Genomic DNA, 21,165 nt, shown 5'->3' on the forward strand with positions numbered 1-21,165 from the left:
CGACCCTGCTTATAGTGCCGCGCCAACGAGCCAACCAATTCGCAAGGCAAGATCCGACGGGAGGAACTGATGTCGACGGCCCTGCGCATCGCTCATGGTGCTTTCGGCAGGGTTGCTCTGCTCGACATGGACCGTTCGCTGGTGCGTCATGCCCATCATCACTGCCATGTGCTGCTCAAGGTCGAAGGCGCCGACACGCAGTTTATGGTGGGCGACCGGGTCACGCCGCTCACGGACACGGCCGCCGTGCTCGTCGATGGCTGGAAGCCGCATGCCTATGTGCATGACGTCAACCGGCCGCGCACCCTCATCCTGGCGCTCTATATCGAGCCCGAATGGCTGAAGGAGTTTCGCCCAGGATGGGCCGCAAGCGGTGCGCCCGGTTTCTTCGAGCAGCCGTCGGGCGAGGTGTCGCCGCGCATCCGTCAGCTCACAATGCGGCTCGCCGCCGAGATGATGGCGCATCCGGACGCCGTGCGGTCCCATGAGGAAACGCTGTCCGACCTGATGATCGCGGTGATCGAGCGGTTCACGCCCTGGCGCAGCTTCCCGAGCTCGATCCGCGGCATGAGCGCGGTGAGCTGCGACTGGCGCATCCGTCGCGCAGTGGATGCGATGCGCACGCGGGATTCCTACGCGAACGTCGATCAGTTCGTGCGCGGCGCCGGCCTGTCGCGCGCGCAGTTCTTTCGCCTGTTCGAGACCTCGCTCGGCGTCTCGCCAAAGCTCTATCTCAACGTCGTACGGATGGAACGTGCGCTCGACGCCGTAATGCGCGAAGAGACTCCACTCGGCGAGCTCAGCGAGCGTTTTGGTTTTCCGGAGCCGGCGCATTTCACGCGCTTTTTCCGCGACCATGCCGGCGTCAGCCCGCGCGAGTTTCGCAACGTTTCGCGTCTTGCGGGCTGATATTGCGTCGCACCCGTCTTCGAATGAGACGATTTGGTAAGTCGTGAGAGCGGGCGGTATGGCCCCCGCACCCCCTGTCCTGACAACTGTCACCCTCGCGTCAAAGAACGCGTCGGGAGGTATGCCGGGACATGGTGCAGGCTGCGGTCAAATCCGCAAACTCAGTCGATCAGGGCAGGAGCGGCGACAAGCCGTGGGTCGGGCGTTCGATTGAGCGCGTCGAGGACGCCGCGCTGCTCAGCGGCCGAGGCCGTTTCATCGACGATCTCGGCGTCCAGCCGGGTACGCTGCACGCGGCGATCCTGCGTTCGCCGCACGCCCATGCGGATATCCTCTCGATCGACATTGAAGCCGCCAAGCGCTTACCGGGCGTTGCGGCCGTTCTGACCGGCGAGCACGTCAAGGCGGTCACATCGAGCCTCGTCGTCGGCGTGAAGGCGCCGGTCGAGTGCTGGCCGATTGCGATCGATCGCGTGCGCTATGTCGGCGAGCCCGTGGCGGTGATCGTCGCGACCGACCGCGCCCGCGCCGAGGACGCCGCCGAGCTGATCACCGTCGAGTATCGCCCGCGCGGCGCGGTCGTTGATCCGCTCGCCGCGCTCGCGCCGGATGCGCCGGTGCTGCACGACGGCTTTCCCGGCAATCTCGCCAGCGATCGCGCCTTCCGCTACGGCGATCCCGAGCAGGCCTTTGCGGATGCACCGCATCGATTCTCGATTGATATCAAATATCCGCGCAACTCCTGCACGCCGATCGAGACCTATGGCGTCGTTGCCTCCCACGATGCGGCCGAGGATGCCTTCGAGGTCCTCGCCAACTTCCAGGGACCGTTCAGCATCCACACGGTGATCGCGCGCGCGCTGAAGGTGCCGGGCAACCGGCTGCGGCTGCGCACGCCGCCGGACTCCGGCGGCAGCTTTGGCGTCAAGCAGGGCGTGTTTCCCTACATCGTGCTGATCGCGGCGGCCGCGCGCGTCGCGGGCCGGCCGGTCAAGTGGATCGAGGACCGGCTCGAACATCTCACCGCATCGGTGTCGGCGACCAACCGCGCGACGACGTTGTCGGCGGCGGTTGCGGCCGACGGCAAGATCCTTGCGCTCGACTGGGACCAGGTCGAGGACTGCGGCGCGCATCTGCGCGCGCCCGAACCGGCAACGCTCTACCGCATGCACGGCAATCTGACCGGCGCTTACGACATCCGCCATGTCAAGGTCCGCAACCGCGTCGTCGTCACCAACAAGACGCCAACCGGTCTCAACCGCGGCTTTGGCGGACCGCAGGTCTATTTCGCGCTGGAGCGGCTGGTGCAGCGCATCGCGATCGGTCTCGGTCTCGACCCGCTCGATGTCATCAGGCGCAACCTGATCGACGCGGGCGCCTTTCCCTATCGCACCGCGACCGGTGCTTTGCTCGATTCCGGCAACTATCAGGAAGCCGTCTCGCGCGCGGTCGAGCAGGGCAAGCTCGCCGAGCTCAAGGCGAAGCGCGACGAGGCGCGTGCGCAGGGGCGCCTCTACGGCATCGGTTTTACTGCAGTGGTCGAGCCCAGCGTCTCCAACATGGGCTACATCACGACGGTGCTGACGGCGGCGGAGCGCCGCAAGGCGGGGCCGAAGAACGGCGCGCAGGCCACTGCGACCGTCGGCCTCGATCCGGTCGGCAGCGTCACCGTTCACGTCGCCTCCGTGCCGCAGGGGCAGGGCCATCGCACCGTGCTGTCGCAGGTCGTCGCCGACGTGTTCGGCCTCGAGCCGAAGGACGTCCGCGTCAACACCGAGATCGACACAGCGAAGGATGCCTGGTCGATCGCGTCAGGCAATTACGCCAGCCGCTTTGCCGCGGCCGTTGCCGGTACTGCAAAACTCGCGGCCGAGCGCGTTGCCGGCAGGCTTGCCCGCATCGCTGCCGGCCAGTTGAACGTCGAGGCGGCGGACATCGTGTTCACGCGCGGCTTCGTCGCCTCCCGGCACAATGCGGAGAACCGGATCGCATTCTCGCGCGTCGCAGCACTCAGCCACTGGTCGCCCGGCTCGTTGCCTGACGATGCCGGCCAGACCATTCGCGAGACCGTGTTTTGGACGCCGCCGGAGCTGACGCCGCCCGACGACGAGGACCGCATCAACTCCTCGCTCTGCCACGGCTTCATCTTCGATTTCTGCGGCGTCGAGATCGACCGCACCACGCTGGAGACGCGGATCGATCGCTACGTCACCATGCATGACTGCGGCACCATCCTGCATCCCGGCATGGTCAACGGCCAGATCCGCGGCGGCTTTGCCCAGGCGCTCGGTGCTGCTCTCTATGAAGAGTATGCGTATGCCGACGACGGCAGTTTTCTCACGGGAACGCTCGCCGACTATCTGCTGCCGACCACCGCCGAGGTGCCGGAGCCGCAGATCATTCACATGGAGACGCCGTCGCCCTTTACGCCGCTCGGCGCAAAGGGCGTCGGCGAGGGCAATTGCATGTCGACGCCGGTCTGCATCGCGAACGCAGTTGCGGACGCGCTCGGCGTCGCCGACGTCACGCTGCCGCTGGTGCCGGCGCGGCTCGCCGAGCTCGTGCGCGGCGTCGAGCCGCCGCCGCCCGCGGGACGCTCGACAGCCACGCGGGCGCGCGAGGGTGACCGGCGGCTTCACGGCGAGGGGCAGGCCTCGGTGAACGGCGCGCCGGAACAGGTCTGGGCGATGCTGCTCGATCCCGCGACGCTGCATTCCGTCATTCCCGGTTGCCAGCGCGTCGACAGGCTCTCCGAGACGCATTTCCGGGCCGACGTGACGCTCGGCATCGGTCCCGTCACCGGGCGCTATCGCGCCGACGTCGAGCTGTTCGATCTCGATCCGCCGCGCGCGGTCACCTTGCGCGGACGCGCCGACGGCGCGCTCGGTTTTGGTAGCGCGGAGGGACGGATCACGCTGGAAGGCGACGGCAAGGGCGGCACGAGGCTGACCTACAGCTATGACGCCGCCATCGGCGGCAAGGTCGTGAGCATCGGTGGGCGTCTCTTAGACGGCGCCACGCGGGTGATTATCGGCCAGTTCTTCACGGCGCTCGCCCGCAAGGCCGGTGGCGGTGGCGCAGCGGGCGGCGGCTTCTCGCTGTTCGCGCTGCTTGCAAAGCTCACCAGCCTCTTGGGAGGGCGCCGATGAAGCCCGCCGCGTTCGACTATCTCCGCACTGAGAACGTCGGCGATGTCCTCGAAGGACTCACGCAGGAAGGCGGCAATGCGCGCGTGCTCGCCGGCGGCCAGTCGCTGATGGCGATGCTCAACATGCGCCTCGCCAAGCCGAAGCTCCTGATCGACATCATGCGCATCAAGGAGTTCCGCCAGATCGAGCGGAAGGCCGATGCCGTCGTTATCGGCGCGGGCGTGCGCCAGGCCGAGCTGTTGGCGTGGCCGGATCTTGCAGAGGCATTGCCGCTGGTCGCGCTGGCGCTGCCCTGGGTCGGGCACATGCAGACCCGCAGCCGGGGCACGATCTGCGGCTCGCTCGCCCATGCCGATCCCAGCGCCGAGATGCCGCTCACGTTGGTCGCACTCGGCGGCGAGGTGCATTTGCGCAGCGCCAGGCGTCGCCGCCGCGTGGCGGCAAAGGACTTCTTTGCCGGCATGATGCTGACCGCGCGCGCCGACGACGAGCTGATCGAAGGCATATCGCTTCCGATCGTCCGCGACGGACGCTTTGCCTTCCGAGAGGTCGCGCGCCGGCACGGCGACTTCGCCATTGTCGCCTGCGCGGCGATGAGGACGCCCTCGGGCGTGCGCCTCGCTGTCGGCGGCGTCGCCGACGTCCCCACGGCGCGCGATTGGCCGCGGCTGGAGGGCAGCGCACTCGACGACGCCCTGAACGGCTTTGCCTACGACCTCGATGCCCGCGACGACGTCCATGCGACCGCGCGCTACCGCCGCGACCTCGTGCGCATGATCGGCCGCGACCTGATCCGCGAGGTGCTGCAATGACCCGCCTCAAGGCCGATAGCCGCCATCTCGTCCGTTTCAAGTTGAACGGCAAACCGGTCGAGGCGGAAGCCGAGCCGCGCATGCTGCTGTCCGATTTCCTGCGCCACCAGCTGGGAGCGACCGGGACGCATGTCGGCTGCGAGCACGGCGTCTGCGGCGCCTGCACCGTTGTCGTTGACGGCATGCTCACCCGGTCTTGCCTCACGCTTGCCGCCCAGGTCGATGGTTGCGACGTGAAGACCGTCGAAGGGCTTGCGCCGTCGGCTGATCGGCTCGGGGCGCTGCAACGCGCCTTCCGCCGCAACCATGCGCTCCAGTGCGGGTTCTGCACCGCCGGCATCCTGATGTCGCTCGACCACTACCTCAGCCGGAATCCGGCGCCGACCGAGGAAGAGATCCGCGATCTCCTCAGCGGCCATCTGTGCCGCTGCACCGGCTACACCCCGATCATCCGGGCGGCGTTAGAGGCCGCCCTGTCCGCCACAGCCACGGAAGAGTCCTCAGATGCTTGATCTCGGCAGCAGCTTCGTTGCCAGCGCAGCGCGCGATCCCAATGCCATTGCGCTGATCGATGGCGATCTCCGCCTGACCTACCGGCAGTGGTACGAGAAGATCTCCGCACTGGTGGCCTCGTTCGACCGCCTCGGCCTGAAGCCGGGCGATCACGTCGTCACGCTCTTGCAGAACCGCTGGGAGGCGGCGACGCTGCACTGGGCCTGCCAGTTCGCAGGCCTCGTCATCACGCCGATCAACTGGCGCGCCAAGGCCGACGAGCTCGACTACTGTATCGAGAATGCCGAGGCCTGCGCGATCTTCTACCAGGATATTTCCACCGAGACCGTGAAGGGCTCGTCACGCGCCCGCCGCTTGCTGCGCGTTTCGGTCGATCCGCGGGCAGGCGAGGCGATCAGCTTTGCCGACATGATCAAGGATGGCGCGCCGGATATCGAGCCGCGTGTCGGCGCCGATGCCTGGTCGATCATGCTCTACACCTCTGGCACGACCTCGCGGCCGAAAGGCGTGCCGCGGCGGCATCGTGCCGAACGGGCTGCAGCGATCGCCCATGTCGCGCAAAACCTCTATGGCCGCGGCGAGCGCACGCTCGGCGTGATGCCGCTCTACCACACCATGGGCGTTCGCTCGCTGCTGGCAATGTCGCTGATCGGCGGCACCTTCATCTGCCTGCCGCGCTACGACAGTCGCCAGGCGCTGGTTCTGATCGAGAAGGAGAATATCTCCAATCTCTATCTGGTGCCGACGCTCTACCACGACCTCGTCCATCACGAGGCGTTTGCCGCGACCGACGTGTCGAGCGTGCGCAAGCTCGGCTTCGCCGGCGCGTCGATGACCGACGGCCTGCTCAGGAAGCTCAACGACGCCTTCAGGCCGGAGCTGTTCGTCAATCACTACGGCAGCTCCGAGATCTACACCTTCACGATCGACCAGAACGCTCCGGCAAAGCCGGGCTCGGCCGGAAAGGCCGGCCTCAACCAGCATGTCCGAGTCGTGCGCATCGGCGCGCGTTCGGTCGCGGAAGCCGCCGCGGTCGGCGAGGAGGGGGAGATCATCGCGCTGCTTGCCGGCGACGAGGCGTTCGAAGGCTACTGGCGCCGACCCGAGGCCGACGCCAAGGCGCTGCGCGAAGGCTGGTATTTTACCGGTGATACCGGCTTCGTCGATCCAGACGGCGATCTCTATGTCACCGGCCGCGTCGACGACATGATCATCACCGGCGGCGAGAACGTCTCGCCAGTCGAGATCGAGAGCTGCCTGTCGCTGCATCCCGCCGTCGACGAGGTCGCGGTGGTCGGCATCGCCGACGAGCGGTGGGGCAAGATCGTCGCCGCCTTCGTCAGACGCAATCGTCCGGTCTCGGACGTCGAGCTCGAGCAGTTCTGCCGCACCTCGGGGCTCGCCAATTTCAAGCGGCCGCGCCGCTACGTCTTCGTCGACGCGATTCCCAAATCGCCGGTCGGCAAGCTCTTGCGGCGGCTGCTCGTCGCCGGGGAATACGAGGCCGAGCGCCTGCCGCCGTCGGACGCGGCCTGATCTCAAGCATCAACAGAAGGAAGCACAGATGCCGTCACCTTACACATTTGCCGATCCCCGCCTTGCCAAGCTCGACGGGTTCAAGGTCGAGATCGACGAGGCCAAGGAGCGCGCCGACATCATCCTGGGACGTCCGCCCTACAACATCGTTTCGATGCCGCAGCGCGACCAGCTCCGGCTGACCTTCGAGACGCTGGACGAGGATCCGCGCGTCCGCATCATCGTGCTGCGGGCCGAAGGCGAGCATTTCTCCAGCGGTGGCAATATCGGCGGCTTCATGGAGGCGAGCCCCGAGCACGTCTCCAAGCTCGCCTGGAACATCGCCGCGCCCGCGCGCTGCGCCAAGCCGGTGATCGTCGCCAATCGCGGCTACTGCTTCGGCGTCGGCTTCGAGCTCTCGCTCGCCTGCGACTTCCGCATTGTATCCGAGACCGCGCAATACGCGCTCCCGGAACAGAAGCTCGGCCAGATCCCGGGATCGGGCGGCTCGGCGCGCCTGCAGAAGATGGTCGGCATCACCCGCACCAAGGACATCGTCATGCGCTCCAAGCGCATTGCGGCGAAGCAGGCGCTGGAGTGGGGCATTGCGACCGAATGCGTGCCGGATAGCGAGCTCGAGAAGGCGACCGACAAGCTTGTCGACGAGCTCCGTACCTTCTCGCCGCTCGCGCAGCGCACGGCCAAGAAGTTGCTGAACGACACCGAGGACTCGACGCTGGCGATCGCGATCGAGCTCGAAGGCCACTGCTACAGCCGCCTGCGCCAGTCGGACGATTTCAAGGAAGGCGTCGAGGCCTTCAACGCCAAGCGTCCGCCGAAGTTCGTCGGCCGCTGACACGCGACGCAATCAACAGCTGCGGTTCGCCCGGACGCGAGCCGCGGCAATACTCAAACGGGGAGGGTAGACAATGGCTGAGATGGATATGCCGATCGCACGCGCGGAAGCGTCGACGGATAATAAGCAAATGGTCAACGCGATCATTGCGTCCGTGTTGGGATGGGCGCTTGATCTGTTCGATTTGTTCATTCTGTTGTACGTGGCGCCGGTCGTCGGCGCGCTGTTCTTCCCGTCGAGCAACGCGGCGCTGTCGCTGGCGGCGGTCTATGGCTCGTTCGCCGTCACGCTGCTGATGCGGCCGCTCGGCTCGGCGGTGTTCGGACATTATGCCGACGTGCATGGCCGCAAGCGCGCCATGCTGATCGCCATCATCGGCGTCGGCATCAGCACAGCGGCGTTCGGTGTGCTGCCGACGATCGCGCAGGTCGGTGTCGTCGCGCCGATCGTGTTCCTGATCCTGCGCCTGGTGCAGGGCGTCTTCGTCGGCGGCGTCGTGGCCTCGACGCATACGATCGGCACCGAGTCGGTGCCGCCGCAGTGGCGCGGCGCGATGTCCGGCCTGGTCGGCGGTGGCGGCGCCGGCATTGGCGCGCTGCTCGCGTCCTTCATCTTCCTGATCACGTCCTCGGTCTTCCCCGGCGATGCGTTCGCGGTCTGGGGTTGGCGCTTCATGTTCTTCTCCGGCCTTTTGAGCTCGCTGCTCGGCTGGTTCATCTTCAAGAACCTGGAGGAGTCGCCGTACTTCAAGGAACTCAAGCGTCAGCAAGGCACGCGGCAGGCCAAGGTGTCGAAAGCACCGGTCAAGGAGGTGTTCTCCGGCGAGTATCGCGGGGTATTGCTGGTCAACCTGCTGATCACCTTCGGCGGCGGCGCCGGCTACTATCTGACCTCGGGCTATCTGCCGAGCTTCCTGAAAGTGATCAACGCGGTCCCGAACCAGACTTCGTCGCTGATCCTGATGGGCGCGAGCGTCTCGGCATTCTTCTCCGCTGTGCTGGTCGGCGCCCTCAGCGATCGCATCGGCCGCAAGAAGACGTTTTTGCTGATCGGCGTCTGCGCGGCGGTGCTGCTGCCGCTGTGCTATCTCAACCTGGCGGCCACGAAGGATGTAACTGAGATCACGCTCTATGCGCTCGCCATCGCCTTCATCGGCAATGCCGGCTATGCACCGGTGCTGATCTTCCTGAACGAGCGCTTCCCGACCGCGCTGCGCGCGAGCGGCACCGGCCTGTCCTGGAACATCGGCTTTGCGCTGGGCGGCATGATGCCGACCTTCGTCTCGCTGGTGAGCGGAAGCCCGGCGCAGATTCCGGCCTCGCTCGCGATGTTCGCGGTTGGCGTCTTCGGGATCTACCTGATCGGGGCGATCGTGATCCCCGAAACCAAGGGCAACTTTCGCTGAGTTGCACGTCGGCGCGGCAAGATCGCAGCCGCGCCGGCTCACCGGACCGCACGACGAGTTGACAATGGATGGGCTGCATTTCGACGACGTGATCGTTGGCGGCGGGTCGGCGGGCTGCGTGCTCGCCAACCGGCTTTCGGCCGATGGACGCCGCCGCGTTCTCCTGATCGAAGCCGGGATGGATACACCGCCGGACGCGACGCCGCCGGAAATCCTCGACAGCTATCCCATGCCGCTGTTCTTCGGCGACACCTATATCTGGCCGGGCCTCAGCGCCGCTGCCGGCCGCAACGTCGAGGGCAAGCCGGTCGTCCGCGCTTACGAGCAGGGCCGCGTGATGGGCGGCGGCTCCAGCATCAACGTGCAGTCCGCCAATCGCGGCTTGCCGCGCGACTATGACGAGTGGCGCGATCTCGGCGCGCGGGGCTGGGGCTGGGCCGACGTGCTGCCGTACTTCCGCAAGCTCGAGACCGATCTCGATTTCGAGGGCCCGCTGCATGGCCGCAGCGGTCCGATCCCGATCCGCCGCATCGCGCGCGAGGCGATGCCGGCATTCGGCAAGGCGGTGGGCGAAGCGTTGTCGGCGACCGGCCTGCCGTTCAGGCAGGACCAGAACGCCGAATTCGAGGACGGCATTTTCCCGCCTGCCTTCTCCAACCGCAACGACCGGCGCGTCTCCACCGCCGCCGGCTATCTCGACACGGCGACGCGGCGGCGGCCGAACCTGACCATCTGGGCCGAGAGCGAGGTCGTGCAGCTCCAGCTCGAAGGCCGCCGTGCGACAGGCGTGGTGGTGTCGCGCTCAGGACAAAAGCTCACCGTCGGTGCGGGCCGGGTGATCCTCACCGCGGGCGCGTTGCAATCGCCGGCGATCCTGATGCGGGCGGGCATCGGTCCGGCAGAGGCGTTGCGCGCGCTCGGCATCACTGTCGCCATCGATCTTCCCGGCGTCGGCAGCAATCTGCGCGACCATCCCGCGCTGACCTTTTGCCAGTATCTGCCGCCCCGGCTGCGGCTGCCGCTGTCCCGGCGGCGCCCCAACTTCGCGGCGTTGCGCTTTTCCTCGGGACGTCCGGGCTGCGACGTCTCGGACATGTACATCACGGCGTCGGCTCGCGGCGGCTGGCACGCGCTGGGCACGCGGCTCGGGCTCTACTTCCTCTGGTGCAACCGGCCTTTTTCGAGCGGCACGCTCACCTTGGCCGAGCGTGATCCAAAAGCCCGTCCGGTCGTCGATCTCAACCTTCTGTCCGACCCGCGCGATCTCGAACGGTTGATCTCCACCGTGCGACTATTGGCAAAGCTGGTCATTCATCCGGCCCTCAATCCCGAGACCGGCGATTTCTTTCCGGCCTCCTATTCGCCGCGTATCAAGCGGCTGAGCCGATACAGCACGTCCAACCGCATCCTCGCCTCCATCCTGGGTCAGATGCTCGACGTACCCGCCGGCGTCAGGCAGCTCCTGATCCGGCTCGTGCTCCTGAACGGCACGGCCTTCCAGGCGACGCTCGCGGACGACCGCGCGCTCGAAAGCTTCGTGCGGCAGAGCGTGTTCGGCGTCTGGCATCCGGTGGGGACGTGCCGCATGGGCGATCCCGCCGATCCCTTGGCGGTGGTCGATCCCGAGGGTAGGGTGATCGGCAGCGAGAACATCTACGTAGCGGATGCCTCGGTCATGCCGCGGTTGCCGACGGCCAATACCAATATTCCCGTGATCATGGTGGCCGAGAAGATCAGCGATGCGTTGCTGCGACATCACTGATCCCTTTTCGCCGGGCGGCTTTCGGTGTAGCTCTGCGCCGGCTTGAAACGGCGGGTCGCCAATCCCGCTGGCGCCGGAAATCATGCAGGAGACAGCAAGGATGTACCCGAAAGTTCAGATGTTCATCGCCGGCGAGTGGACCGATGGCTCCTCCGGCAAATCGGAGGACATCCTCAACCCCGCGACCGGCCAGCCGATCGGCAAGACCCCGCACGCCTCGCGCCAGGACCTCGACCGGGCGCTGGAAGCCGCCAAGGCCGGCTTCGAGACCTGGCGTCGGACCTCGCCCTTCGACCGCTACAAGCTGATGCGGAAGGCGGCTGACATCATCCGTTCGCGTGCCGCCGAGATCGCGCCGGTCATGACCATGGAGCAGGGCAAGCCGATCGCGGAAGCCACCGGTGAGACCATGCTGGCCGGCGACCTCATCGACTGGTTCGCTGAAGAAGCCCGCCGCGCCTATGGCCGCATCGTGCCGCCGCGGATGGGCAATGTCTCCCAACTCGTGACCAAGGAGCCGGTCGGCCCGGTCGCTGCGTTTACGCCCTGGAATTTCCCGATCAACCAGGCGGTCCGCAAGATCTCGGCCGCGCTCGCTGCGGGCTGCTCGATCATCGTGAAAGGGCCTGAGGAGACGCCGGCGAGCTGCATGGAGCTGGTGCGGGCCTATGCGGATGCGGGCATTCCGGCCGGCGTCGTCAATCTCGTCTTCGGAGTGCCGTCGGAAGTGTCGGAATATCTCATCCCGCACCCGATCATCCGCAAGATCAGCTTCACCGGCTCCACCGCGGTCGGCAAGCATCTGGCCGCGCTCGCCGGCGCGCACATGAAGCGTGTCACCATGGAGCTCGGCGGCCACGCGCCGGCGATCGTGTTCGCAGACGCTGACCTGGATAACGCCGCCAAGATCCTGTCCGCCAACAAGTTCCGCAACGCAGGCCAGGTCTGCGTCTCGCCGACGCGTTTCCTGGTGCATGAGAGCGTCTACGAGCCGTTCGTCGACAAGTTCGTGGCGGCCGCCAAGAGCCTCAAGGTCGGCAACGGCCTCGACAAGGACACCCGCATGGGCCCGCTTGCGAACCCGCGCCGCGTCGACGCGATGGAAGGTCTTGTTTCCGACGCAGTCCAGCGCGGCGCCAATGTGCGGGCCGGCGGCAAGCGTATCGGCAATGAGGGCTTCTTCTTCGAGCCGACGGTGCTGACCGACGTGCCGCGCGATGCGCGCATCATGAACGAGGAGCCGTTCGGACCTCTGGCGCCCATCACGTCGTTCAGCAGCTATGATGAAGTCGTGGCCGAGGCGAACCGTCTGCCCTATGGGCTCGCGGCCTATGCCTACACGACGTCGACCAAGACGATGCAGGCGATTGGCGCCGACGTCGAGAGCGGCATGGTGTCGATCAACCATCACGGGCTCGCGCTGCCGGAAGTGCCGTTCGGCGGCATCAAGGACTCCGGCTACGGCTCGGAGGGCGGGCTCGAGGCGATCGAGGGCTACCTCAACACCAAGTTCGTGACTCAGGCGAGCGCTTAAACGCCGTCCATCATTGGCGCGTCACGGCTTGCCGTGGCGTGCTTCGCTCGACTTCGCTGTGACCACACGCGCCGAAAGCGTGACGAGGCACATCAGCGCGGCGAGCATCCAGAACGCCATCGGCAGGCCGCCGGCATGGGCGACAAAACCGATGCCGGCGGGGCCGACCAGAATGCCGGCATATCCGGCGGTCGTGATCGCCGCCACCGCGAGCCCGACCGGCATCGCGGTTTGCGTCGCGGAGCGGCGGAATAGCACCGGCACGAGGTTCGATGCGCCAAGGCCGATGAGCAGGAAGCCGGTCATCGCAACCGCAGCGCTCGGTGCGAGCAGCAGCACCGCAAAACCTGCGACCGCGAGCAAACTTCCCCAGACCAGCGTCGCGCGATCGCCGACGCGTGCCACGACGGCGTCTCCGCCGAGCCGCCCCGCAGTCATCGCGATCGAGAACACGATATAGCCGATCCCGCCGTGGGCCTCGCCGACGAGGCCCGCGCCGATGACGAGCAACGCGCCCCAGTCTAGAATCGCGCCCTCGACGAGAAAGGTGATGGCCGCGAGCAGCGCGAGCAAAAGCACGATGCCGTGCGGCAGGACGAACAGCGGTCCCTCCTTTGCCTGCGTCGAGCGCAGCAGGCGCGGCCAGGCGAGCCCCATCGCGATCAGCATCAGGACGGAGCAGATCAGCGTGCTCGCGAGCGGTCCAAGATGGAACGACAGCAGGATCGTCATCACCGCGGATCCGGCGAACCCGCCGATGCTGAACAGCGCATGAAAGCCGGACATCAGCGGCCGTCCCGCCGCGCGTTCGACCTCGACAGCATGGATGTTCACGGCGACATCGATGGAGCCGAGCGCGGCGCCGAATGCGAGAAGCACCAGGGCCAGTGTCATGGGCGAGCCCACGATCGCCAGCAGCGGCAGCACAAGGGCAAGGCCGAGCCCGCCCGCGATGATGATCGGCTTGCTGCCGTAGCGCGCGCTCAAAATGCCGGTCGCGAGCATCGCGATCACCGAACCGATGCCGAGGCTGAGCAGCAGCAATCCGAGAATGGCGTCGTCGACGGCGAGCCGCTCCTTGGCGAACGGCACCAGCGGCGCCCAGCAGGCGATGCCGAAGCCCGCGACCAGAAACGAAAGCCGCGTCGCGAGCCGTGTCGCCGGCCGGTCGGCTGAAGTCATCAATGAAACTCCGGGAGGGGAAGCGTGCGCGGGAGGGGTAGGCGTGCTTAGATCATCAACCAGGAGCGAACGCCAGGGTTCCGAAGGCGCATCAAGTTGACGAATTGTGTCATCGTGACGCCGCACCATCATAGCTCGTCATTCCGGGGCGCGCGAAGTGCGAGCCCGGAATCCATTGTGCAGCGGGCGGTGTGGAGAAATGGATTCGGGGCTCGCGCCGAGCGGCGCGCCCCGGAATGACGAGTGGATGGACGGCGCACCTGTTTCGCCGGTTCGTCAAGTGTCGTAGCCCAGATGAGCGACCAGTCCACCGTAGCTCGAAGAGCAAAGGCAGAAGCGACATTCGGGACGGCCGCTCCCGCATTCCGCTTCGCTTCATGTGGGCTACAAGTCCTTGCGTTGCCCGACGGGCAAAACACGCTACGCCTCGGTCAATCGCAAGACGCAAAATATTCGTCTTTACAGAAATTCGGTTTTATCGTATCCGTGTGGCATCCTGATCCACGAAAGGGGCGGTCGTACGTCGTCACGAACTGCGGATCGGGCTGCGGTGGACGCAAGCGGCGCCGTCGCGGATGCGAGTGGCAGGGCGGGCAGAGGATTGAGCCGAACCCCGTGAGCCCCTCGCAAGCCGCGTTCGACGAACGGCGTTTAGCCTTGCGAAGCCCTTGGGCGAAGCAGGGCGGCTCGCGTACGGCAAAACCGTGTGGTCCTGGCCGTCGTTGCTACGGTCAAGCCTTCGCGGATGCGGCATCGAACCAACCGGGGCGGTGTCGTGCATTTCGCGAACGCGACGGAGGCAAGAAGGAATTCGTCTCCGGGGAGAGCGCGGCATAGGCCGTCAAACCACTGCGCAGGGAAGGCCGGATGTCTCGGCTGCCCTGTGTCTCCCCTGTGCATTGCGTGTGCAATGTCTTGGCACGGGGGTGTTATGGGTGCCAGCCGGCGCCCGGCCTTCCCTGCGCCCTCTTCTCGAGGGAGCGTTAAGAGAAGCGCAAAACTCGGGCGAAACGCGCCGCGAGAACGATGAGCCGTGCCGATTGCGGCAGCCTCTGCCTCATCGCACGTCGGCCCCGAACCCTCGATCAGAATCCTGTTGGCGAAGGCGCGGTTACTGGCATACCATTTGCACGCCAATGGGCTCGGTTTCACCTGCTCTTGGCCAACGACGGCCGGCAACACGGCACTACCGGGAGGACTTCATGGATCGCAGGACCGTACTGAAGGGACTGGCCGGCGCAGGCGGTCTGGCATTGACCGGTGGCCTTTCGGCTCCGGCAATCGCGCAAGGCGCAGCCGCGCGCACGCTGCGCTTCGTGCCGCAAGCCAACCTCGCCAACTTCGATCCAATCTGGGGCACGCAATATGTCGTGCGCAACGCCGCTGCGCTGGTCTGGGATACGCTCTACGGCATCGACGCGCAGCTCCAGCCGCAGCGCCAGATGGTCGAGTCCGAGGAGGTGACCGACGACGGCACGACCTGGACATTCAAGCTGCGATCGGGGCTCAAGTTCCATGACGGCGAGCCGGTGCTGAGCAAGGACGTCGTCGCGAGCCTCTCGCGCTGGGCGGCGCGCGATCCGATGGGGCTGATGATCAAGGCGCTCCAGCAGGAGCTGACTGCGGTCGACGACCGCACCTTCAAATGGGTCCTGAAGCAGCCCTATCCGAAGATGCTCTACGCGCTCGCCAAGAACAACTCGCCTTGCAGCTTCATCATGCCCGAGCGCATTGCGCGGACCGACCCGTTCAAGCAGATCACCGACTATGTCGGCTCCGGGCCAATGAAGTTCGCCAAGACCGAGTGGGTTCCCGGCGCGAAGGCTGTGTTCGAGAAGTTCGCCGACTACGTGCCGCGGCAGGAGAAGGCGTCCTGGCTTGCCGGTGGCAAGCAGATCCTGGTCGATCGTGTGGAGTGGGTGGTGATGCCGGATCCGGCCACCGCAGCCGCGGCCTTGCAAAACGGCGAGGTCGACTGGTGGGAGAGCCCGATCGCCGACCTCGTGCCGGTGCTGAAGAAGAACAAGAATATCAGCGTCGATATCGGCGATCCCCTCGGCAATGTCGGATCGTTCCGCATGAACCACCTGTACCCGCCCTTCAACGACGTGCGGGCCCGCCGCGCGGTCCTGATGGCGCTCAGCCAGGAAGACTACATGCGCGCGATCGTTGGCGACGACACCGCGCTCTGGAAGCCGCTGCCGGGCTTCTTTACGCCGGATACGCCGCTCTATAGCGAAGCGGGCGGCGAGATCCTGAAGGGCAAGCGCGATTTCGACGCCGCCAAGAAGTTGCTCGCAGAGAGCGGCTATGCCGGCCAGCCGGTCACGTGCCTGGTGGCGCAGGACCAGCCGATCACCAAGGCGCAAGGCGACGTGACCGCGGACCTCCTGAAGAGGCTCGGCATGAATGTCGACTTCGTCGCCACCGATTGGGGCACGGTCGGCTCCCGTCGCGCGCAGAAGACGCCGCCGGGGCAGGGCGGCTGGGCTATGTTCCACACTTGGCATGCGGGTGCGGACTGCATCAATCCCGCTCCCTACACCGCCATTCGCGCCAACGGCGACAAGGCGTGGTTCGGCTGGCCCAACAGCCCGGGCGTCGAGAAGGAGGTCACGGCCTGGTTCGACGCCAAGAATCTCGACGAGGAGAAGGCCGCGGTCGCTCGCCTCAACAAGGCGGCGCTCGAGGACGTTGTCTACGCCCCGACCGGCTTCTTCCTCAGCTACACGGCCTGGCGCAAGAACGTTTCGGGCATCACCAAGGGGCCATTGCCATTCTTCTGGGGCGTGTCGAAGTCCGCATGACGGTGCGGTGAGGCCAGATGCTCTCTTATATCCTCCGGCGCATCCTCGCGACCTTGCCGGTGATGGCGATCGTCGCGCTGTTCGTGTTCAGCCTGCTCTATATCGCGCCCGGTGATCCGGCCGTGGTGATCGCGGGCGATCAGGCAAGCCCGGAGGATGTGGAGCGCATCCGTCAGAGCCTCGGCCTCGACCGTCCCTTCCTGATCCAGTTCGGCGACTGGGTCTGGCGCATCCTGCACGGCGATCTCGGCACCTCGATCTTCACCAACCTGCCGGTCTCCGCGATGATCGGGCAGCGTCTCGGACCGACGCTGTCGCTGATGACAGTCACTCTCCTGCTCACGATCGTGGTCGCGGTGCCGCTCGGGGTGGTGGCGGCCTGGAAGGCCGGAAGCCTGGTCGACCGCGCCATCATGGCGTTTGCCGTGTTCGGCTTCTCGCTGCCGGTCTTCGTCGTCGGCTACATGCTCGCCTACATCTTCGCGCTCGAGCTCGAATGGCTTCCGGTGCAGGGCTACACGCCGCTCAGCGAGGGCTTTTGGCCGTGGCTGGAGAATTTGATCCTGCCGGCGATCGCGCTCGGTTGCGTCTACATCGCGCTGGTCGCGCGGATCACCCGCGCCGCCATGCTCGAAGTGCTGCAGCAGGACTATATCCGCACCGCGCGCGCCAAGGGGCTGGGGCAGGGCGGCATCCTGTTCATTCACGCGCTGAAGAACGCGGCGGTGCCGATCGTGACCGTGATCGGGATCGGCATTGCGCTCCTGATCGGCGGCGCGGTCGTGACCGAGAGCGTGTTCGCGATCCCCGGGCTCGGCCGGCTGACGGTGGATGCGATCCTGCGGCGCGACTATCCGGTGATCCAGGGCATCGTGCTGCTGTTCAGCTTCGTCTACGTGCTGGTCAACCTGTTGATCGACGTCACCTACACCCTGGTCGACCCGAGGATCCGCTATTGACCGACACGATTGCCACAACGCAGCCGCTTCCGGCCGGCCTCGTCATCGCACCGCAACTGCCCGAGCTGCTCCAGCCGGTCAGGATTCGGCGTGGCATCATCGGCTTCCTGCGCGGCCATCCGACGGTCGCGATCGGCGGCGCGCTGCTGATCGTGCTCATTCTGATCGGGATCTTCGCGCCCTATCTTGGAACCGTCGATCCGACCGCGCTCGCACCTGCCAAGCGCACGCGCGCGCCGTCGGCCGATTTCTGGTTCGGCACCGACGTGCTCGGCCGCGACATCTATTCGCGCGTGCTCTACGGGGCGCGCGTCTCGCTCACGGTCGGTCTCTCCGTCGCGATATTCGCCTCGGCTGCCGGCCTTGCCATTGGCGTCGTCTCCGGCTTCGTGCGCTGGGCGGACGGCATTTTGATGCGGTTCATGGACGGCTTGATGGCGATCCCGCCGATCCTGCTGGCGATCGCGCTGATGGCGTTGACGCGGGGCAGCGTCGGCAACGTCATCCTGGCCATCACCATAGCCGAGATCCCGCGCGTCTCGCGCCTCGTGCGCAGTGTGGTGCTGTCGCTGCGCGAGCAGCCCTATGTGGACGCGGCGGTGGCTTGCGGCACGCGCACGCCGATGATCATCCTGCGCCATATCCTGCCCAACACGCTTGCGCCGATGCTGGTCCAGGCGACCTATATCTGCGCCAGCGCGATGATCACGGAGGCCATCCTGTCCTTCATCGGCGCCGGGACGCCACCCACTGTTCCGTCCTGGGGCAACATCATGGCCGAGGGCCGCGCGCTGTGGCAGGTGAAACCCTATATCGTATTCTTTCCCGCGGCGTTCCTGTCCGTCACCGTGCTCGCCGTGAACCTGCTCGGCGATGGCCTTCGCGATGCGCTCGATCCGCGCATGGCCAAACGTCTCTAACACTTGGGGGCGAACCACGATGGCGTTGCTCGAAGTCGAGAATCTGCAAACCCACTTCCGCACACCTGGCGGCATCAACCGCGCGGTCGACGGCGTGTCGTTTCACGTCAATGAGGGCGAGACGCTTGCGATCGTCGGCGAGTCCGGCTGCGGCAAGTCGGTGACATCGATGTCCCTGATGCGGCTGATCCCCGAGCCGCCGGGCCGGATCGCCGGCGCCATCCGCTTCGCGGGCAGGGATCTGTTGCAACTGCCCGACCGCGAGATGCGCGCCATCCGCGGCAACGACATCTCGATGATCTTCCAGGAGCCGATGACGAGCCTCAATCCGGTTCTCACTGTCGGCCGTCAGATCCGCGAGACGCTGATGATGCATCAGGGCCTCGATAAGCAGGCCGCCGAGGTGCGCGCCATCGAGATGCTGACCCTGGTCGGCATTCCCGAGCCGAAGCGGCGCGTGCGCGAATATCCGCATCAGCTCTCCGGCGGCATGCGCCAGCGCGTGATGATCGCGATCGCGCTCGCATGCAATCCAAAGCTCCTGATCGCGGATGAGCCGACCACCGCGCTTGACGTGACGATCCAGGCGCAGATCCTGAAACTGATGCTGGATCTCAAGCGCCGGGTCGGAGCTGCGATCATCCTGATCACCCACGATCTCGGCGTGGTCGCCGAGATCGCCGAGCGCGTCATGGTCATGTATGCCGGCCGCAAGGTCGAGGAGGCGTCGGTGGCCGAGCTGTTCCGCGCGCCGCGTCATCCCTACACGCAAGGCCTGCTTGGCGCGGTGCCCAGGCTCGGCTCCTCGCTGTCAGGCGCGTCGAAGCGGCTGGCCGAGATTCCCGGGCAGGTCCCCGATCTCCGCAAACCGATCACCGGCTGTGTCTTCGCCGGACGTTGCCCGCTCGTTACCGATCTCTGTCGCCAATACGCGCCAGGCCTCGAAGAGAAGGGCCCTCGACACATCGCCGCCTGTCACTACGCCGCCAAGGGGGCCGTCGCGGCATGAGCCCTCCGCTGCTCCAGGTCAATGATCTCAAGAAGCATTTTCCGGTGCGCGCCGGCCTGTTCGGCCCCAGATCCGAACGCGTCTATGCGGTGGACGGCGTCTCCTTCGAGATCGAGCGCGGCGAGACGCTGTCGCTCGTCGGCGAATCCGGCTGCGGCAAGTCGACGGTAGGCCGTGCCATCCTGCGCCTGTTCGACGTCACCGCGGGCCAGGTGATCCTCGATGGCCAGCGCATCGACGATGCCTCGCCGAGCGCGTTGCGCCAGATGCGCCGCCGCGTGCAGGTGGTGTTCCAGGATCCGTTCTCGAGCCTCAACCCGCGCATGCGCGTGCGCGACATCCTCGCCGAGCCGATCCGCAATTTCGGGCTCGCCAAATCCGCGGCCGACCTCGATGCGCGCGTCGCGTCGCTGATGGATACCGTGCGGCTGCCGCGCGAGGCGCTCAACCGCAGGCCGCACGAGTTTTCGGGCGGCCAGCGTCAGCGCATCGGGATCGCGCGGGCGCTCGCGGCCGAACCCGAGCTGATCGTCTGCGACGAGGCGGTCTCGGCGCTCGACGTCTCGGTCAAGGCGCAGATCGTCAACCTGCTACAGGACCTCCAGCGCGAGTTCGGCCTCGCGCTGCTCTTCATCAGCCACGATCTCGCGATCGTCGAGCACATGACCCATCGCGTTGCGGTGATGTATCTCGGCAAGATCGTCGAGCTGGCGCCGAAGCAGGAGATATTCGCAGCGCCGAGTCATCCCTACACCCAGGCGCTGCTGTCGGCGGTGCCGCTACCCGAGCCGGGCGCCGCGCGCAGCCCCATCATCCTCCGCGGCGACGTGCCGAGCCCGATCAATCCGCCGAGCGGGTGTCGCTTTCACACCCGCTGTCCCTTTGCTTTTGATCGCTGCCGGATCGAGGAGCCGCAGCTGCGCGCGACCGGCAGCGACCAATGGGTGGCGTGTCACCTCGACGAGCCGCCACAGGGATGGCGACCGTGATCGGATGGATGCAGATGCAGGGAACGTTGAGACCGTTGTCCGACCCTCGCGTGTCGTCGCCGCTATTCGAAGAAGGCGTCGAAGATCTCGACGTCGATCAGCACTGGCTTGGCGATCACGGTTCCATCAGGCCGCAACGTCTGCGCGCGCCGAAGCGTCGGAACCACGATGCCGCCGAAATGATCATGGGCCCAGGAGTAGTTCGCGACCTTCATTCCAAGAAGATCGTGATCGTTGCGCCGCTGCAAAGCGCTCTCGTCGAAATAGAAGATCTGCTCGGGCGCGAGGGTGATGAGGCTCGGCGGGAATTGCGCGCGCAGGCGCCGCCAGGTGTCGGCGTTCTCGTGCCACGGTGGCAATTCTTCCACGACGACATCGGGATGGGCGAGGAGAAATGGAGTCGTCAGATAGGTCCAGATCGCGACGCCGCAGAAAAAGATGAGGTGCAGTTCATCCGCCAGTGCGTGTGCACCGAGGCCAGGAAATGCAAGGTTCGGGTTATCCCAGGTGCGCAGTACTTCACCATCCAGGCTTTCGATGGTGATCGCGTCGGGTTGAAACGAACCGCACTGTTCGCCGCCCGTGATGCCCGTGAACCGGACGGATTGCGTCCGCGTCGATCCTTCCGCGATCACGTCCTTGAATTCACTGGCGTGTCCGGCGCTGGAGAACAGCGTTCCGCCGACGGACAAATGGAGCGTGAATCGGCTCAGATTGTGCCAGCGGGCCAAACCTCCGCTGGCATCGATCGCATCGTCCAAGAGGGCCATATCTCACCGCATCCACGATAGGGTCGCATCACCATGGCGGGGCGCTTGCGGCTTGGCGTGTTAGAAGTTGTTAG

At 66.1% G+C, this 21,165-nt stretch carries 16 protein-coding genes; 14 read left to right on the top strand and 2 right to left on the bottom strand.

Going from position 1 to position 21,165, the window contains the following annotated elements; genetic code table 11:
* The first annotated feature begins 69 nt into the window (after window positions 1-69).
* From AYJ54_RS14645 to AYJ54_RS14685, 9 genes are all read left to right on the top strand, one after another.
* On the top strand, window positions 70-909 hold the full coding sequence (locus AYJ54_RS14645; protein WP_063699596.1) for a helix-turn-helix transcriptional regulator: 840 nt from the start codon (window positions 70-72) through the stop codon (window positions 907-909).
* Between the two features lie 131 nt (window positions 910-1,040).
* Entirely contained in the window at window positions 1,041-4,058 is a 3,018-nt protein-coding gene (locus AYJ54_RS14650) for a xanthine dehydrogenase family protein molybdopterin-binding subunit (protein ID WP_063699597.1), read from the top strand.
* Complete coding sequence (locus AYJ54_RS14655; RefSeq protein WP_063699598.1) at window positions 4,055-4,870, top strand: FAD binding domain-containing protein; 816 nt, start codon at window positions 4,055-4,057, stop codon at window positions 4,868-4,870. The genes AYJ54_RS14650 and AYJ54_RS14655 overlap by 4 nt, the downstream gene beginning before the upstream one ends.
* A complete protein-coding gene (locus tag AYJ54_RS14660; RefSeq protein ID WP_063699599.1) occupies window positions 4,867-5,382 on the top strand; it encodes a (2Fe-2S)-binding protein in 516 nt (171 codons plus the stop codon). The genes AYJ54_RS14655 and AYJ54_RS14660 overlap by 4 nt, the downstream gene beginning before the upstream one ends.
* Window positions 5,375-6,919, top strand: coding sequence for an AMP-binding protein (locus tag AYJ54_RS14665; RefSeq protein ID WP_063699600.1), 1,545 nt, complete (start codon window positions 5,375-5,377; stop codon window positions 6,917-6,919). The genes AYJ54_RS14660 and AYJ54_RS14665 overlap by 8 nt, the downstream gene beginning before the upstream one ends.
* A gap of 28 nt (window positions 6,920-6,947) precedes the next feature.
* Window positions 6,948-7,754 carry an enoyl-CoA hydratase/isomerase family protein gene (locus tag AYJ54_RS14670; RefSeq protein WP_063699601.1) on the top strand — a complete coding sequence of 269 codons (807 nt, stop codon included), beginning with the start codon at window positions 6,948-6,950 and terminating at the stop codon, window positions 7,752-7,754.
* Window positions 7,755-7,827: 73 nt separating this feature from the next.
* Window positions 7,828-9,159 carry an MFS transporter gene (locus AYJ54_RS14675; protein ID WP_063699602.1) on the top strand — a complete coding sequence of 444 codons (1,332 nt, stop codon included), beginning with the start codon at window positions 7,828-7,830 and terminating at the stop codon, window positions 9,157-9,159.
* A 64-nt stretch (window positions 9,160-9,223) separates the two neighbouring features.
* Window positions 9,224-10,921: a GMC family oxidoreductase gene (locus AYJ54_RS14680; RefSeq protein WP_063699733.1), complete on the top strand. Its 1,698-nt coding sequence runs from the start codon at window positions 9,224-9,226 to the stop codon at window positions 10,919-10,921.
* A 100-nt stretch (window positions 10,922-11,021) separates the two neighbouring features.
* Window positions 11,022-12,455, top strand: a complete 1,434-nt coding sequence (locus tag AYJ54_RS14685; protein ID WP_063699603.1) for an NAD-dependent succinate-semialdehyde dehydrogenase — start codon at window positions 11,022-11,024, stop codon at window positions 12,453-12,455.
* A 21-nt stretch (window positions 12,456-12,476) separates the two neighbouring features.
* Here AYJ54_RS14685 and AYJ54_RS14690 read toward each other — a convergent pair whose 3' ends face one another.
* Window positions 12,477-13,637, bottom strand: coding sequence for an MFS transporter (locus tag AYJ54_RS14690; protein ID WP_063699604.1), 1,161 nt, complete (start codon window positions 13,635-13,637; stop codon window positions 12,477-12,479).
* Between the two features lie 1,202 nt (window positions 13,638-14,839).
* Here AYJ54_RS14690 and AYJ54_RS14695 point away from each other — a divergent pair.
* From AYJ54_RS14695 to AYJ54_RS14715, 5 genes are read left to right on the top strand one after another with little or no spacing between them, the layout of a single operon-like run.
* Window positions 14,840-16,444 (top strand): ABC transporter substrate-binding protein, encoded by a 1,605-nt coding sequence (locus AYJ54_RS14695; protein ID WP_063699605.1) that lies wholly within the window; start codon window positions 14,840-14,842, stop codon window positions 16,442-16,444.
* Window positions 16,445-16,461: 17 nt separating this feature from the next.
* On the top strand, window positions 16,462-17,403 hold the full coding sequence (locus tag AYJ54_RS14700) for an ABC transporter permease (protein WP_063699606.1): 942 nt from the start codon (window positions 16,462-16,464) through the stop codon (window positions 17,401-17,403).
* Entirely contained in the window at window positions 17,400-18,323 is a 924-nt protein-coding gene (locus tag AYJ54_RS14705) for an ABC transporter permease (RefSeq protein WP_063699607.1), read from the top strand. Before AYJ54_RS14700 ends, AYJ54_RS14705 begins: the two co-directional genes overlap by 4 nt.
* A 19-nt stretch (window positions 18,324-18,342) precedes the next feature.
* Window positions 18,343-19,332, top strand: a complete 990-nt coding sequence (locus tag AYJ54_RS14710; protein WP_063699608.1) for an ABC transporter ATP-binding protein — start codon at window positions 18,343-18,345, stop codon at window positions 19,330-19,332.
* Window positions 19,329-20,321, top strand: coding sequence for an ABC transporter ATP-binding protein (locus AYJ54_RS14715; protein ID WP_063699609.1), 993 nt, complete (start codon window positions 19,329-19,331; stop codon window positions 20,319-20,321). The genes AYJ54_RS14710 and AYJ54_RS14715 overlap by 4 nt, the downstream gene beginning before the upstream one ends.
* Window positions 20,322-20,383: 62 nt before the next feature.
* On the opposite strand, the gene AYJ54_RS14720 is transcribed toward AYJ54_RS14715, so the two are convergent.
* The gene (locus tag AYJ54_RS14720) at window positions 20,384-21,091 is read right to left on the bottom strand and encodes a hypothetical protein (protein WP_063699610.1); all 708 of its coding nucleotides are present in this window, start codon (window positions 21,089-21,091) and stop codon (window positions 20,384-20,386) included.
* Window positions 21,092-21,165 lie beyond the last annotated feature (74 nt).

The organism is Bradyrhizobium centrolobii (assembly GCF_001641635.1).
GTDB lineage: Bacteria > Pseudomonadota > Alphaproteobacteria > Rhizobiales > Xanthobacteraceae > Bradyrhizobium > Bradyrhizobium centrolobii.

Bases quoted from the DNA above. Each gene is read 5' to 3' on its own strand.
- AYJ54_RS14645 (WP_063699596.1), top strand. From the start codon at position 70: ATGTCGACGGCCCTGCGCATCGCTCATGGTGCTTTCGGCAGGGTTGCT.
- AYJ54_RS14650 (WP_063699597.1), top strand. From the start codon at position 1,041: ATGGTGCAGGCTGCGGTCAAATCCGCAAACTCAGTCGATCAGGGCAGG.
- AYJ54_RS14655 (WP_063699598.1), top strand. From the start codon at position 4,055: ATGAAGCCCGCCGCGTTCGACTATCTCCGCACTGAGAACGTCGGCGAT.
- AYJ54_RS14660 (WP_063699599.1), top strand. From the start codon at position 4,867: ATGACCCGCCTCAAGGCCGATAGCCGCCATCTCGTCCGTTTCAAGTTG.
- AYJ54_RS14665 (WP_063699600.1), top strand. From the start codon at position 5,375: ATGCTTGATCTCGGCAGCAGCTTCGTTGCCAGCGCAGCGCGCGATCCC.
- AYJ54_RS14670 (WP_063699601.1), top strand. From the start codon at position 6,948: ATGCCGTCACCTTACACATTTGCCGATCCCCGCCTTGCCAAGCTCGAC.
- AYJ54_RS14675 (WP_063699602.1), top strand. From the start codon at position 7,828: ATGGCTGAGATGGATATGCCGATCGCACGCGCGGAAGCGTCGACGGAT.
- AYJ54_RS14680 (WP_063699733.1), top strand. From the start codon at position 9,224: ATGGATGGGCTGCATTTCGACGACGTGATCGTTGGCGGCGGGTCGGCG.
- AYJ54_RS14685 (WP_063699603.1), top strand. From the start codon at position 11,022: ATGTACCCGAAAGTTCAGATGTTCATCGCCGGCGAGTGGACCGATGGC.
- AYJ54_RS14690 (WP_063699604.1), bottom strand. From the start codon at position 13,637: ATGACTTCAGCCGACCGGCCGGCGACACGGCTCGCGACGCGGCTTTCG.
- AYJ54_RS14695 (WP_063699605.1), top strand. From the start codon at position 14,840: ATGGATCGCAGGACCGTACTGAAGGGACTGGCCGGCGCAGGCGGTCTG.
- AYJ54_RS14700 (WP_063699606.1), top strand. From the start codon at position 16,462: ATGCTCTCTTATATCCTCCGGCGCATCCTCGCGACCTTGCCGGTGATG.
- AYJ54_RS14710 (WP_063699608.1), top strand. From the start codon at position 18,343: ATGGCGTTGCTCGAAGTCGAGAATCTGCAAACCCACTTCCGCACACCT.
- AYJ54_RS14715 (WP_063699609.1), top strand. From the start codon at position 19,329: ATGAGCCCTCCGCTGCTCCAGGTCAATGATCTCAAGAAGCATTTTCCG.
- AYJ54_RS14720 (WP_063699610.1), bottom strand. From the start codon at position 21,091: ATGGCCCTCTTGGACGATGCGATCGATGCCAGCGGAGGTTTGGCCCGC.